This window comes from Bacteroides caecigallinarum (assembly GCF_016902295.1).
Lineage (GTDB): Bacteria > Bacteroidota > Bacteroidia > Bacteroidales > Bacteroidaceae > Phocaeicola > Phocaeicola caecigallinarum_A.
In genome coordinates, this window is record NZ_JACJLQ010000030.1 from 1 (window position 1) to 15,064 (window position 15,064).

General features: G+C 41.5%; 11 protein-coding genes and 1 pseudogene. All 12 read left to right on the forward strand.

What is annotated here, in order from left to right; translation table 11 throughout:
• The first annotated feature begins 127 nt into the window (after positions 1-127).
• Positions 128-421: a RyR domain-containing protein gene (locus tag H6A27_RS10485; protein ID WP_204404053.1), complete on the forward strand. Its 294-nt coding sequence runs from the start codon at positions 128-130 to the stop codon at positions 419-421.
• A gap of 3 nt (positions 422-424) precedes the next feature.
• Complete coding sequence (locus H6A27_RS10490) at positions 425-2,533, forward strand: potassium channel family protein (protein ID WP_204508644.1); 2,109 nt, start codon at positions 425-427, stop codon at positions 2,531-2,533.
• Between the two features lie 114 nt (positions 2,534-2,647).
• On the forward strand, positions 2,648-3,289 hold the full coding sequence (locus H6A27_RS10495; RefSeq protein ID WP_204508645.1) for a hypothetical protein: 642 nt from the start codon (positions 2,648-2,650) through the stop codon (positions 3,287-3,289).
• Between the two features lie 241 nt (positions 3,290-3,530).
• A complete protein-coding gene (locus H6A27_RS10500) occupies positions 3,531-4,304 on the forward strand; it encodes a patatin-like phospholipase family protein (protein WP_204404047.1) in 774 nt (257 codons plus the stop codon).
• 11 nt (positions 4,305-4,315) lie between these two features.
• Positions 4,316-5,188: an aldose 1-epimerase family protein gene (locus H6A27_RS10505; protein WP_204508646.1), complete on the forward strand. Its 873-nt coding sequence runs from the start codon at positions 4,316-4,318 to the stop codon at positions 5,186-5,188.
• A 7-nt stretch (positions 5,189-5,195) separates the two neighbouring features.
• Positions 5,196-6,419, forward strand: a complete 1,224-nt coding sequence (locus H6A27_RS10510; protein WP_204508647.1) for an exonuclease SbcCD subunit D — start codon at positions 5,196-5,198, stop codon at positions 6,417-6,419.
• Positions 6,420-6,425: 6 nt separating this feature from the next.
• Entirely contained in the window at positions 6,426-7,376 is a 951-nt protein-coding gene (locus H6A27_RS10515; protein ID WP_204508648.1) for an AAA family ATPase, read from the forward strand.
• 117 nt (positions 7,377-7,493) lie between these two features.
• Positions 7,494-9,827, forward strand: coding sequence for an SbcC/MukB-like Walker B domain-containing protein (locus tag H6A27_RS10520; RefSeq protein WP_204508649.1), 2,334 nt, complete (start codon positions 7,494-7,496; stop codon positions 9,825-9,827).
• A 134-nt stretch (positions 9,828-9,961) separates the two neighbouring features.
• Positions 9,962-10,330 (forward strand): annotated as a pseudogene (locus H6A27_RS15595) ((deoxy)nucleoside triphosphate pyrophosphohydrolase); the annotation flags it as partial.
• Positions 10,331-10,390: 60 nt separating this feature from the next.
• The gene (locus H6A27_RS10525) at positions 10,391-11,434 is read left to right on the forward strand and encodes an alcohol dehydrogenase (RefSeq protein WP_420867856.1); all 1,044 of its coding nucleotides are present in this window, start codon (positions 10,391-10,393) and stop codon (positions 11,432-11,434) included.
• A 44-nt stretch (positions 11,435-11,478) separates the two neighbouring features.
• Positions 11,479-13,413, forward strand: coding sequence for a sialate O-acetylesterase (locus H6A27_RS10530; RefSeq protein WP_204404037.1), 1,935 nt, complete (start codon positions 11,479-11,481; stop codon positions 13,411-13,413).
• 17 nt (positions 13,414-13,430) lie between these two features.
• Complete coding sequence (locus tag H6A27_RS10535; protein ID WP_204404034.1) at positions 13,431-14,999, forward strand: glycoside hydrolase family 43 protein; 1,569 nt, start codon at positions 13,431-13,433, stop codon at positions 14,997-14,999.
• The last annotated feature ends 65 nt before the right edge of the window (positions 15,000-15,064 follow it).

Below are 15,064 nucleotides of genomic sequence, written 5' to 3' on the forward strand. Positions count from 1 at the left end.
AGCTTTATTGTAAATTAATAGTTTGATCACTTCTAATTTACTAATAATCAGCGATAAGCACAACCTTTTATACATATTTATTTTATCAATTTAATTCCGCCAACGGGTTGTTTAATCTCTACATACTATGAATATAAATAACTATAAACCAAAGCCGGTTGATGTCTCTGATGTGGAATTGCCGGAATCTCTTAATGAACTGTTTGAACAGATAGCGGAGAATGTGCATGAGGTATGGAGCTGTGGCAGAATGAATGATGGATGGGTGTATGGTCCGGAAAGGGATGACGAAATGAAGACGCATCCGTGTCTGGTTCCGTATGTGGAACTGGATGAAAAGGAGAAGGAGTATGACAGAAATACTGCTATTAATACTTTGAAACTTATAATAAAACTGGGTTATAATATTGAAAAAAGGTAGATTATGAATATAATTAGGTATTATAAACGTTTGTTCTCTCAAGAAAATATTGACAGAACTATATCAGGAGGGATCAGGCCGCAAATAAAACTATTATTAATATCAATAGCTACACTATTATTCCTATTCTTTGTTATTGTGCTTGTATTTTCGATTGAATTGGGTGGCTCGGATGGATTTTGGGAACGGTTATGGCTCGTTTATAATAATTTTGTAGATTCAGGGAATCAGGTCGTGGAAAAAGGATGGGTTAATCGTTTGATAGTCACTTTTATGAGCTTGTGTGGTACTGTGTTGTTGAGCGGGGTGCTGATTTCCACTATTTCGAATATCATAGAAAGAAGAGTGGACGCTATTAAATCCGGTAGGGTAACTTATAGAAAAATAAAACAGCACTATGTGATAATCGGTTTTTGTGATACTACTATCAGTCTGATAAAAGAGATATGTAAGAAAGAGAAAAACACTCCAGTATTGTTGATTAGCGGTGTTCAGACAGAGAAAATCCGTTCTGCCATACAGTCTCATCTGAGCAAAGATGACGAGAACAGGGTTGTTATTTATTTCGGAAATATCGAATCAGAGGAGGAATTGGCAAGATTGAATATTCATATGGCTAAGGAACTGTATCTGTTGGGTGATTCAAATACTGTGGGACGCGATTCGAAAAGTATTGAATCTGTACATAAAATAAGTAATCTAAGAGGAAATCCTGAAGGAAAACCTTTGCTGGATGTATATGTGCAGTTTGATAGGATTCCGTCGTATTCAAATATTCAGAAAATGTCTTTGCCTGAGGATTATATATGTCATAATAAGGTGCCTAATATATATTTCAGACCTTTCAATTATTATGAAAACTGGGCGCGTCAGTTGTGGAGTCTGTATTCTGTGGACAGTGGCTTTGTGTTTAGACCTTTGTTCTTTAAGCCTATGACAATGAGGAATAAGGATGGCAGGCTGGTGATGGATAATGCTGATAAGTTTGTTCATCTTGTAATTGTAGGGTTTAACCGCATGGGGCGTTCGTTGTTTCTTGAGGCTTTGCGGGTGTGTCATTATGCGAATTACGATGATACTGTGGATGAATGTATGAGGACTCGTACAAAGCTTACTTTGATAGATAAGGATATGGATAATATGTTGCCATATTTCAAATCACAGTTCCCTTATTTAGAAAGTCAGATTTACGACATTGATATTGAATATATTAATGCTGACGTGTGTAGCATTCAAGTCAGGGATTTATTAATAAGTCAGGTTAATGATGATAATTGTATGCTCACCGTTGCAGTATGTGTCAGTGACCCTGACATGAGCCTTTCTTTAGGACTGAACTTGCCGCCTGATATTTATGAAAAGGATGTTTCGGTATTGATACGTCAGGATATACAAACTGACCTGGGGAAACTTATCAATTCGGATTGCGGAAGATATAAGAATGTAAAGATTTTTGGAATGCTTGACCAAGGGATGTCTATGACATTGCTTAGTGACGAACTGCCAGCATACGTAAATCAGATGTATAACTGTAATGTTTGTAATAAGACATCTCGTGAAGATGGTAAACATTGTGCGCTGTATTCTACTAAAGGGTGTAAGTATTGTAAGGATTCTTTTAAATCGAACCATTATATGTATTGTTTGTGTGAGTGTATTGATAATGACAATCCGTATGCCGAGGTGATGAAAAAGTGTGCTCTAAATTCCTGGTTTACCCTGGCAGAGGTTTATCGTTGGTCAAACCGTTATCAGATTGATGCGTATATCGTTTACTGTCGTGTCCTGGGGTATGAGATTTTTAGGAAAGCTCCTGGTAACGGATGGGAAATTGTAGATTTCAAAGAGTTTGAAAAGCATATTAATGATGGATATCTGCAGATATTGATGAAGATGGAGAAATATAGGTGGAATGCGGAAAGAACTATTGCGGGGTGGAGGAATGGAGATTTACGGAATAATACTTATCTTATACACAATCTTATTATGCCATACAATGAACTGATTAGCCAATATCCAGAACAGATTGGTAAGGATGAGGATGTTATTCGAAATATACCTTATATACTGAAATTGGGTGGATATGGAATTTATAGAAAGAAATACTGCTGATTTATAATAAATTAATATATTTTATTATCTTTGTTCTACAACTTTGTTACATAAGCTGACTTATAAATACTCTTACATGGAAATAGTTATTGTTTAATTTAAAATCATAGTATTATGGACAACAAATTATTCGCTTTTTTAGACAAGGTTTGGAATTATATTGACAATGGAAAATTTTATCGTGAACCTTTCCGTTGGTTGTATGCGGTGATTGCCGCTTTGAATCTGCTGTTCCCATTATATGTCATTTATATGGATAGTAGGATACTTAAATTCCTTTCAGGAGGAGAAGTGTTTGCTTGTGTATTGATATTCCTTTTGTTTATCTTTTTAGGAATTATGAGTGCTCATCTTTGGTTTAACAGGCAGAAGAAGGTAAAAGAATATCTTCAGGAAGATAATGATTTTGTTGCTATACCTGTTGTGTCTCATTTTATACAAACACTTGGTGAGTGGCTTGGATTCTATCTTGGAGTGGGTGGATGTATAATCTCATTGTTGTTTGTTATCTTTGGGCTTGATAGTTATGTAGGTGATATTCTTGGAGGAGGTTTCCTTCATATTGGTTCTGGATTTATTATGGTTATTATATATCCAATTATGGGATTCCTTGTTGTTGTGAGTGGTAGATTGTTAGCAGAATTATATAGAGCATTGGCTTCTATTGCAAACAATACTAAAAGATTTGTGAAACGGGATTGTCGTAATAATATTTCTTCTGAAGAGGTTGAATCTCAGAAATCAACTATTGATTAGGCAGATTTGAAAGTTAAAATATTAGTTCTGTTTTTAGGAAGTACCATTCTTGGAAACAGAACTTTTTTATATATGTAACGGTCTGTATTTTATGGAATCATAATAGGATGTAAATTAAAATTGGCTGGATATAAAATTTATGGGAATAGAAGCTGTTAATATGTAATAATTGATTTATATTTACTGCTGAAAACTTCATAACAACATGGGAATTCAAATTGTAAAACAAGGTAAAAGAGATATGGATAGAACTTTTCCATACAACATTGGCCTTGCGCTTAGCGGTGGAGGAGCAAAAGGCTTTGCGCATCTTGGCGCTTTACAGGTTCTTGAAGAAAGAGGAATAAGGCCTGATATAATATCCGGTACGAGTGCCGGGGCTATTGTGGGAGCTTATTATGCCGCGGGACTTAAACCTAAGGAGATTCTTAAACTATTCCTGAAACATGATGCAATGGACTTTATCAGTTTTACAATTCCGAAGGAGGCTTTCCTGAAATTTGACGGCTTTATTAAATTTCTGAAGGAAACTTTGCCTGTGAAACGCTTTGAGGATCTTAATGTCCCGCTGTGTGTTGTGGCTTCGGATTTCGACAAAGGGGAATGCAAGGTCTTTACAGAAGGAGAGCTTCTGCCGAGGGTGATAGCTTCGTGTTCTATCCCTATCTTGTTTAAGCCTGTCATGATAGACGGGGTGAGGTATGTGGACGGAGGATTGTACAAGAACTTTCCGGTCACTCCGATACGTGATGTGTGCCGAAAGGTGATAGGTGTAAATGTTTGCCCAAAGTTTGACGAGGAGTATGATGATAATATTCTGCACGTAGCTATGAGGTCTTATCTGTTTATGTTCAGCCAGAATGCTGTGGAGGATTCAAAACTTTGCGACCTGTTGCTCGAAGTGGATTCGATAGAGGGTTTTAATATCCTCAGGCTGAAGAATGCAACTAAAATTTATTATCAGGGTTACAGGCAAATGGCGGAGTTGCTTGATAAAAATGTATTGTCTATATAAATAAAATAATAATGGAGAAATTATCGAATAATGAACTGAGCATTCAGGTGAAGGCTGCAGGGGCAGAGCTTTGCAGCATCATGTGTAATGGTAAGGAGTATTTATGGCAGGCCGATCCTGCTTTCTGGAACAGACATTCGCCTGTGCTTTTCCCTATTGTGGGCAGGGTATGGGGTAATGAGTACAGATGCTGTGGCGGAACTTTCGCTTTAGGACAACATGGATTTGCACGCGACATGGACTTTCAGCTTATAAGCAAGACTGACGATGAGGTGTGGTATAAGCTTACTGACAATGAGGAAACTCATAAGAAATATCCTTACAGCTTTTGTCTTGAGATAGGATACAGAATTGAAAGGAAAAAGATTCATGTGATGTGGAGGGTTACAAATACCAACGATGGGGATATGTATTTCCAGATTGGCGCGCATCCGGCTTTTTATTTCCCGGGCTTTGATTCTTCGACTAAGGAACGCGGATTCTTTGGATTTGACAAGAAAGATGGACTGGAGTACATCCTTATAGGTGATAAGGGTTGTGCAAATACAGATGTACATTATCCTCTTGAACTTTGTGACGGTTTGTTGCCTATGGATACTTCCACTTTCGATGGTGACGCCTTGATTCTTGAAAACGGGCAGGTGGGCGAAGTGGCGCTATATGACAACTCGCGCAAGGCGGTGTTACGTCTGCTGTTTGATGCGCCTGTGGTAGGTCTGTGGTCGCCTCCTGGAAAGAACGCTCCGTTTGTTTGCATCGAGCCGTGGTATGGCAGATGTGACAGGATGAATTTCGATGGCGAATATAAGGATAAGGACTGGATACAGCATCTGCAGAAAGGTGGGGTATTCAACGGGGAATATGTGATTGAAATAATGGAATGATTTTTTTATGAAGATACTTCACACCAGCGACTGGCACTTGGGACACACGCTATATGAGCATGACAGGACTGCGGAACATGCCGCTTTCCTGTCGCAACTCAGGGATATAGTGGAGGAGGAGAAACCGGATGCTCTTCTTGTTTGTGGCGATATTTACGACAGGACTAATCCATCTACTTCGGTACAGAGAATGTATTATAAGGCTTTGTTGGATATGCATGAGGCGTGTCCGGAAATGGCTGTAATCGTTACCGCAGGTAATCATGACAGCAAGGCGATGCTGGAGTTGGGACGTGAGCTGTGGCTTATGGCTGGAGTGAGGGTTATAGGTCAGGTGGAACGCAGGGATGGTGTGATAGACCTGGACAGACATATCATTGGTATTGATGATGCTGATGGTGTGAGAAAGGGGTATGTGGTGGCAGTGCCGCATATCTTCGACCAGAATTATCCTGCTTTTGAGGGGGATACTACGAAGGAGGATAGAAGAAACTCTTTTTTCAGGGCTTTACAGGAGAGGGTGAAGGAAGTCAATGCGGAAGGGCTGCCGCTTGTCATTATGGCTCATCTGACGGTCGCGGACTGTAACTGTGAGGGGCATGATCCGGAGATGATTGGCGGAATAAATGAGGTGCCGCAGGAGGAGCTGGGGCGTGTATATGACTATATCGCATTGGGGCATATACATTATCCGCAGACTATGAAAGGGCTTCATGGAGTGGCAAGATATTCGGGCTCGCCTGTTCCTGTGAACTTTGACGAGACTTATCCACATTCTGTTTCTGTTGTGACACTGGAGCATGGATCGGCTCCGGATATCAGGGTGATTAGGATTCATAACGTCAAGCCTATGCTGACTGTGCCTGCTGTGCCTTCTGGTTTTGAGGAGGCTTTGGCGGAACTGGAAAATATAGCTGATGATGAAGTTTGCTATGTGAGACTGAACATTATGATGGACAAGCCTATGCCTTCGGACTACATGGAACGCATCGCACAGGCTTTGAATGGGAAAATGGCGGAATATTGCTATTGTAAAATCACAAGACCCGAAATGGATGAAGTGGCTGATGATACAGCTGTGACTTATGATGAATTCCGTGAACTCAGTCCGATAGATGTGGCTCAAAGATTTTATAAATCGAAATTCGGAACTGAAATGCCGCAACAGATGGCTGATATGATAGTTGAGGCTGTACGGAGATATGATGAGGATATTGACAAAAATTTCTGACAATCTATGAAACTGATAAAACTGAAAATTGAGAATATTGCGTCCATAGAAACCGCCGAGATTGATTTTGACTGTGAACCTCTGGCCGGTAGTTCTGTCTTTCTTATTACAGGTGATACGGGGGCCGGTAAATCTACTATTCTCGATTCTATATGTCTTACTTTATATAATACTACTCCGAGACTGAATATGGCTTCGGGGACGAAATCGAATTTCGGAACTGACAATATAACGGCAAGGAATACGTCGAATCTGTTAAGGCATGGAGCAAAACAGGCTTCGGCTATTCTGAATTTTATCGGTTCCGACGGGGTGGAGTATGAGGCTGTATGGCAGGTGAAACGCAACAGAAACTATAAACTTACTTCGCCTGAACAGACACTCTCGTGGGGCGACGTGACACTGAAGAATGCCGATGCTGTAAAGAAGATTACGGAGGAGGCTGTCGGGCTGGATTTCGATCAGTTCTGTCGTACTACCATGTTGGCGCAGGGACAATTTACGCAGTTTCTGAAGAGTAAGGATGATGATAAATCGGAAATACTGGAAAAACTTACGGGAACAGGTATATATTCGGAAATAGGAAAGAAGATTGAGGAAATAAAGAAGGAGAAGGAAGCGGAGTATGCGGCTCAAAAGAGTGTTACGGCAGGTATTGTACTTCTCAAGCAGGAGGAGATAGAGGGATTGAAAGAGAGGCTGTCTGTCGCGGCCGAGAAGAAAAAGAGTTTGGATAATGAGGCTTTGCGTTTGGACGGTTGTATCAGATGGATGGAAGGGAAAGTCAGAATTGAAAAAGAACTGAGTACAGCCGAACAGTCTGTTAAGGCATGTGATGAGATAATAAATTCGGACATGTTCAAGGAGGAATCAAAACTTATCTCTGAAATGGACAGGACGGAGTCTGCAAGAAACAATATCAGAACGCTTAAGGATGCCGAAAGGAAAATAAAGTAACTGGATGCTGAGAAAGAGAAACTTAGACTGCAGTATTATGATCTGTGTAAGGGGAGAAACGGACTGAAGGAATGGATTGACAGAAAGAACAAATATATTGCGTCGCTAAAAGAGAAGATGGAGGCGGCATCGGGCAATGTGTCTATGTATGCCAATGCCCAGAAAATCGAGGCTTTGCTAAAGTCGGCTTCGGATGCGTTGGTTAGGATAGGGAATAACAGAAAGGTGGTAAAGTCTGTTGAGGATAAGTTGCCTGAGCTGGAAAAAGATTTTAATGATGCTTGTATAGAATTGGAGAAAGCTGAAAAGGATTTGAAGCTTAAAGAGGAGGAGTATGTAAAGGCGGACGGAGAGATAAAACAGCTGAAACCTGAAGAGGTGAATGAGGAGACGGACAGACTGAACGCAGAGAAGTACGGCTTGAACGTATTGTCAGGACATTTGGCTGAATTGCGTAATGGCAATGTTTCGTTTGAAAAAACAGAGAAGGAGTTGGCTGCTCTTAATGCTGAACTTAAAATGAGGGAAGAGGAGGCTGTTGCCGGCAATAGAAAGTTGGAGGAAGTCACCGAAAGATATAATGAGGCTAAAAAGGCATACGACGCTGTGGAACTGTCAATGAAAGAATGGACTGTAAATCTGAGAAGCAGACTTAAGGTTGGTGATACATGTCCTGTATGCGGGCAGAGGATTGACAGTCTTGTGTCGGATGATGAATTTATAGAAAGACTGAAACCACTCGAGGAAATGGTTAATGTCTTTGATAAGGAGTTGCGCGAAACAGTATCTTTATGCAGCGGTATAGGAATGTTATCGGAAAGGCTTAAGAAGGATATTGCCGCAAAAGAGAACGAAAAGTCTGATAATCTGAATGTAGTAAAGAAACTTTCCGAAAAGGTTGTGGCTGAATGTAAACGCCTGTCGGTGGACTATGGCTGTGAGGACTGTGTTGATATAGCCATTGCCGAAGCTTGTATCAAAGTTAAGGCGGAGCGTATTATTTCCAGAATGAACGAACTTATTGAGGCAAGAAAGAAAATTGACGAACGCAACAAGTCATTGTCTGAGTTGGGACGTAATCTTTCGGCGTTGAGGAAGGAAATGGATAATGCGGGCAAGAAAACGGACCGTGCGAAGGATGCACGTCAGTCGGCAATAAAAGAGATTGAACGTGTAAACTCTTTGCTTGAGGCTGACAAAAGCAATATGGAGAAGATTTTGGCTGAGGCCGGCAATATGATGACTATTGATGACTGGAGAAGCAGATGGGATGCCGAACCGAAAGCTTTTGTATCTTCGATTGTCAGTGCCGCTGATGAATATTATAGTTGGGAAAAAGAGGTTACACTGACGGAAAAGCATCTTTCGAGAGCTGTGCCTGCACTGGAGAATGTGGAAAAAATCCTTACATCTGCATCGCATGAGTGGCCGCAATGGTCTGCCGGCGTGATTACTGAGGCTGTACCTATGGAAGGTCTTGCGGATATGTGTGATGCGTTCGGCAATAAAGTAAGTACGGTGGTAGCTGCTTTGTCGGCAGAACGTGAAAGGATTGCTAAGGAGACACGCGAACTGGATGTGTTCCTTGCCAATGAGACTGATATTGACAGGGAACGTCTGGAGTTTCTTTCTGCTGTGACCGACCTGACGGAGAGAAGGAAACGGCATGACAGGAAGATTGCCGATGCAAGGAGCGCGCATGGCATTCTTGATGCAAAGAAAAAGGAACTGGAAAATCATTTGGCGCTGCGTCCGGAATCGCTTATGGATGACGATTCGTATGAGAAACTTAATCTGGAGTTAAAGGAGATACGCATGTCAGCCGAGGAACTTATGGCTGAGATGGGACGTATTGACCAGCAATTGAAATCGGACGAGCAGAATGCCTCACGTTTCAGAAAAGAGAAGGACAAGGAGGAGGAGTTTAGAAAGGTATTTGCCAAATGGGATACATTGAACAAACTTTTTGGTGGCGGTGACGGCAAGATTTTCCGTAGAATAGCACAGAGCTTTATCCTTAATGATTTGCTGCAGAGGGCTAACGGATATCTGAAAAAGCTTAATAAACGATATAAGCTGGATTGTGAGCCTGGTACACTGACTATACGTATGATGGATATGTATCAGAATGATGCCCAGGGACCGGTGGATATTCTTTCCGGTGGAGAGGGATTTTTGGTGTCTCTTTCGCTTGCGTTGGCTCTTTCGTCGCTAAACAGGAAAAATCTGTCGGTTGATACACTTTTCATTGATGAGGGTTTCGGAACTTTGAGCGGTGAGGTATTGAATACGGTTATGAATATGCTCGAGAAATTGCAAAGCCTTAACGGTAAGCGTGTAGGTATAATAAGTCATGTGGAAGGACTGAAGGAGAGAATAGCCGTACAGGTGAAGGTGAAACGTATAGACCAGACCCGTAGTACGGTTGAGATTGTGGATAGTAGAAGTTAATTTTGGTAGGTAGTGAATTTAAATTTATAGCAAGCCGTAAAGAAGAATATATAAGAAATATTAGTGTGAAACTTACAATATAAAGATTTTTTCTATATATTTGTCCATGGAAAACACAAGGCCATTAAGCTAATATGAAAACGGACAACGTAAAACCAATAGATGTAGTAGCTGCTGTTATTGTATCGGATAGCGGTATTCTTGCTACTCAGAGAAGCCATGGAGAATTCAAGGACAGATGGGAATTCCCCGGTGGAAAAATTGAACCGGGAGAGACTCCGGAAGAGGCTTTGATACGTGAAATACGTGAGGAACTGGATATTGAAATTAGGATAGATTCGTTCATTGATATTGTAGATTATTCTTATCCTGATTTCCGCATAAGACTTCATGTGTTCGCATGTTCGGTTGTTTCCGGTAATATTACTTTGAAAGAACACGAATCCTTGAAATGGCTTAAACAGGATGAACTTTCCTCTATTGAATGGTTACCTGCCGACAGAATTGTTATGCCAGCGCTGGAAAAATATCTCGGTAATGTTACGATAGACAGAAAATCTGTAATGCCTGCATATACTTATCTTGAAAAAGGACATTTCGGACTTATAGAAAAGTCTGTTCCTCATATTATCAGTCAAAAAGATGCGATAGTACGTGTCACTCTAAGCAGTATCTGTACAAGCGACCTGCATATCAAGCATGGCAGTGTACCGCGTGCGGTTCCGGGAATAACAGTGGGACATGAAATGGTTGGTGTAGTGGAGCAGGTAGGAAGTGCTGTTCATAATGTCAAGCCGGGCGACAGGGTTACAGTGAACGTGGAAACTTATTGTGGTGAATGCTTTTTCTGCAAGAACGGATTTGTAAACAACTGTGAGGATCCTGACGGAGGCTGGGCATTGGGATGCCGCATAGACGGTGGTCAGACTGAGTATGTACGTGTGCCTCACGCTGATATGGGGCTTAACAGGATTCCTGATGGAGTAACTGACGAGCAGGCTCTTTTCGTTGGCGATATCCTTGCTACCGGATATTGGGCTGCTCGTATCTCTGAAATAAAGAACAATGATACGGTGCTTATCATAGGGGCAGGACCTACAGGTATATGTACATTGGAATGTACTATGCTGAAAAATCCTGGTAAGATAATTGTATGTGAGAAATCAGAAGAAAGAATTGCCTTCGTCAAAGAACATTACCCTGACGTATTTGTGGTAAAGCCGGAAAGCTGTAAGGATTTGGTTATGGAACAGTCGGCTCATGGAGGAGCTGATGTCGTTATGGAAGTGGCTGGAGCCGACGATACATTCAGGTTGGCTTGGGAATGTGCAAGACCTAATGCAATTGTCACTGTAGTGGCACTTTATGACAAGCCGCAGCAACTTCCTTTGCCTGATATGTATGGCAAGAATCTCACGTTCAAGACTGGAGGTGTGGACGGATGCGACTGTGACGAAATCCTTCGTCTGATAGCTGAAGGCAAGATAGATACAACTCCTCTTATAACTCATCGTTTTACGCTTGATAATATTGAGGAAGCCTATCGGATATTCGAGAACAGGATTGACGGGGTGATAAAAGTTGCGGTGGAAGGAAAACATAATTAACAGAAAATTAATATACCTATTGGAAAACAAAAAACATTAATCTTATGAAACATTTTTTCAAATCAGGACTTCTTTTGGCAAGTCTGCTGTTGTGTAGCCTAACGGCTTTTGCACAAGATCCTAATTTTTACATTTATCTGTGTCTGGGACAGTCGAATATGGAAGGTAATGCCAGATATGAGGCTCAGGACACAATTGTAAATCCACGTTTCAAGGTTCTTTCTGCCGTTGACAATGATGAAGTGGGCAGAAAAATGGGCAAATGGTATCCTGGACGTGCTCCGTTGTGCCGTAAAGGTACAGGATTGACTCCCGCAGATTATTTCGGCCGTACTATGGTGGAAAATCTTCCTGAAAACGTTAAGGTTGGAGTCGTTCATGTAGCGATAGGAGGATGTAAGATTGAACTCTTCCAGAAAGACACTCGTGAAGAATACATCAAGACTGCACCGGACTGGATGAAGGGCATGCTGAAAGAGTATGACGACAATCCATACGAAAGACTTGTGGAAATGGCTAAAATAGCACAGAAGGATGGTGTAATCAAGGGTATTCTGTTGCATCAGGGTGAGTCAAACACAGGCGATAAGGAATGGCCTATGAAGGTGAAAGATGTATATGATAACTTGATTGCCGACCTTAACCTTAATGCTGAAGATGTACCTTTGATTGCCGGAGAAGTAGTTAATGCCGATCATCAGGGAACATGTGCAAGCATGAACGAAATTATAGCTACACTGCCTCAGGTTATCAAGAACAGTGTTGTGGTATCGTCGAAAGGACTTAGCTGTGCAAGCGACCATCTGCATTTCGACGCTGCCGGTTATCGTGTTCTGGGACGCCGTTATGCTGAAAAGGTTCTTGGCATGATGGGTATCAAGTTGCAGACAACAGAAGATATAATCGCAAACACAGTTCCTGCGTCATCGAATATGCATGGATGCGATTTTCCACGTCTTGATAAGGAAAACCGTGCTTATTTCCGTATCTATGCTCCGGATGTAAAGAGACTGCAGGCTGACGTCTGTGGAGTGAAATACGACCTGGCAAAAGACGAAAACGGATGGTGGACAGGTCGTACAAATCCGCTTGTGGTTGGTTTCCACTATTATTTCCTTCTCGTTGACGGATTCTCTGTTATTGACCCTATGAGCTGTACTTTCTTCGGATGCAGCCGTATGGCAAGCGGTATTGAAGTTCCTGAAGGAAGTGAGGGTGACTATTATCGCACTCAGGACGTTCCTCACGGACAGGTAAGAATCTGTACATATTATTCAGAATCACAGAAACGTTTCCGCCGTTGTGTAGTTTATACTCCTGCCGATTATGACAACAATAAGAAAAAACGTTATCCTGTTTTGTATCTGCAGCATGGTATGGGTGAGGATGAGACCGGATGGAGTACTCAGGGATATATGTATAACATTCTTGACAACCAGATTGCGGAAGGTAAATGCGAACCTATGATTGTTGTAATGGAGAGCGGTGATATTGAAGTAGGTTTCCGTCCACGTCCCGGCAAAGATGTGAATGCAGAAAGAAATCTTTATGGAAGTTCTTTCGCAACTCTTATGATTAATGATCTTATTCCTTATATCGACAAGACTTTCCGTACTTATACTGACCGTGAACACCGTGCCATGGCTGGGCTTTCATGGGGTGGCAAGCAGACTTTCGACATTACACTTACAAACCTTGACAAGTTCGCTTACATAGGAGGTTTCAGTGGCGCTATTTTCGGTGTTGACGTAAAGACAGCATTTAATGGCGTGTTTACAGATGCTAAGGCATTCAACAAGAAGGTACATTACTTGTTCCTCGGATGCGGCACTGAAGAAAATATGGGAACAGAAGCGCTGGTAAAATCTTTGCGTGGTATGGGTATCAACGTCGATTACTACGTTTCACAGGGTACTGCACACGAATGGCTGACATGGCGCAGATGTCTTAACGAGTTTATTCCACATTTGTTCAAATAAGAATTTAAGGAAATTTCATGAAGAAGAATTTTTTATTTGCAATGGCTGCATTGCTTATGTCTTGTCCGGCTTTTTCGGATAATTCGGACAAGGCAACAAATCCGCTCATATATGCTGATGTTCCTGATATGTCTATGGTGAGAGTTGGAGATACATATTATATGAGTAGCACAACCATGCACATGGTTCCCGGCGTGCCTATTATGAAATCAAAGGATTTGTCAAACTGGGAGCTGATCAGTTATGCATATAATACACTTACTGACAGCCTGGAAACAATGAACCTTGAGAACGGCAAGAATACATACGGCCGTGGCTCATGGGCAAGCTGTATCCGCTATCATAAGGGATATTATTATGTGTCAACTTTCGCACAGACTACAAATAAGACATATTTCTTTATTACCAAGGATTTGGAGAAAGGTCCATGGAAACGTATAGAGTTTTCTCCTTCATATCATGATATGACGTTCTTCCTTGATGAGGATGGAAAGAACTATATGATTTATGGTAATGGAAAGCTGTTCATGGCGGAACTTAAAAGTGACTTGTCGGGAGTTGTACCGGGCACGGAAAGAGTGCTTATCGAAAATGCCAGTGCTCCGGCAGGAGACAAGATAATGCTTGGCGCCGAAGGTTCACAGTTGTTCAAGGTGAATGGCAAATTCTATTTGTTCAATATCACATGGCCAATAAACGGAATGCGTACGGTGGTTGTACATCGCGCCGACAAGATTACAGGCCCTTACGAAGGCAGGGTAGTGTTCCAGGACAAGGGTATTGCGCAGGGAGGTATGATAGACACTCCTGACGGCAGATGGTTCGCATATCTTTTCCAGGACTGTGGAGCCGTAGGACGTATCCCGTATCTTGTTCCTATGGAATGGAAAGACGGATGGCCTGTGCTTGGTATTGATGGCAAGGCACCGGACTATCTTGATTTGCCTGCTTCCAAAGGATTGAATCCTGGTATTGTATGTTCTGACGACTTCTCCAGAAAGGCTAATGATATGGCATTGCCTTTGACATGGCAGTGGAATCACAATCCTGACAATTCCCTATGGTCTGTATCAGAACGTGAAGGTTATCTGCGGCTTACGACAGGTAGTATTACGAATACTATATTGCAGGCTAAAAACATATTGTCACAACGTACTTTCGGTCCTGTATCGTCTGCTTCTACAAGTGTCGATGTTTCAGGTATGAAGGATGGTGATTATGCAGGGCTCACATTATTCCAGGAAAAGTATGGCTTTGTTGCCGTAAAGAAGGTTGGCGACAAGAAATATATCGTAATGGCTGATGCTTCAGGCAAAGAACCTGTGGAAGTGGTGAGCATACCTTGCAAGGCGGATAAGGTATATTTCAAGGCGGAGTGTGATTTTAGAGACCGTACAGACAAGGGGTATTTCTATTATAGTCTTGACGGAAAGAAATGGATGGAAATAGGTAGTGTCATTAAGATGCAATATACTCTGTCGCACTTCATGGGATATCGTTTCGGCCTGTTCAATTATGCTACAAAAGAAGTAGGCGGTCATGTTGATTTCGATTATTTCAATATTGACGACGACATTTCGAAATGATTTATATTCATAAACGAAAAAAGTTCCTGAATAATTCTGATTCAGGAACTTTTTTTGTTTATGTC

Bases quoted from the DNA above. Each gene is read 5' to 3' on its own strand.
- H6A27_RS10500 (WP_204404047.1), top strand. From the start codon at position 3,531: ATGGATAGAACTTTTCCATACAACATTGGCCTTGCGCTTAGCGGTGGA.
- H6A27_RS10530 (WP_204404037.1), top strand. From the start codon at position 11,479: ATGAAACATTTTTTCAAATCAGGACTTCTTTTGGCAAGTCTGCTGTTG.
- H6A27_RS10520 (WP_204508649.1), top strand. From the start codon at position 7,494: ATGGAGGCGGCATCGGGCAATGTGTCTATGTATGCCAATGCCCAGAAA.
- H6A27_RS10535 (WP_204404034.1), top strand. From the start codon at position 13,431: ATGAAGAAGAATTTTTTATTTGCAATGGCTGCATTGCTTATGTCTTGT.
- H6A27_RS10495 (WP_204508645.1), top strand. From the start codon at position 2,648: ATGGACAACAAATTATTCGCTTTTTTAGACAAGGTTTGGAATTATATT.
- H6A27_RS10515 (WP_204508648.1), top strand. From the start codon at position 6,426: ATGAAACTGATAAAACTGAAAATTGAGAATATTGCGTCCATAGAAACC.
- H6A27_RS10525 (WP_420867856.1), top strand. From the start codon at position 10,391: ATGCCTGCATATACTTATCTTGAAAAAGGACATTTCGGACTTATAGAA.
- H6A27_RS10505 (WP_204508646.1), top strand. From the start codon at position 4,316: ATGGAGAAATTATCGAATAATGAACTGAGCATTCAGGTGAAGGCTGCA.
- H6A27_RS10490 (WP_204508644.1), top strand. From the start codon at position 425: ATGAATATAATTAGGTATTATAAACGTTTGTTCTCTCAAGAAAATATT.
- H6A27_RS10510 (WP_204508647.1), top strand. From the start codon at position 5,196: ATGAAGATACTTCACACCAGCGACTGGCACTTGGGACACACGCTATAT.
- H6A27_RS10485 (WP_204404053.1), top strand. From the start codon at position 128: ATGAATATAAATAACTATAAACCAAAGCCGGTTGATGTCTCTGATGTG.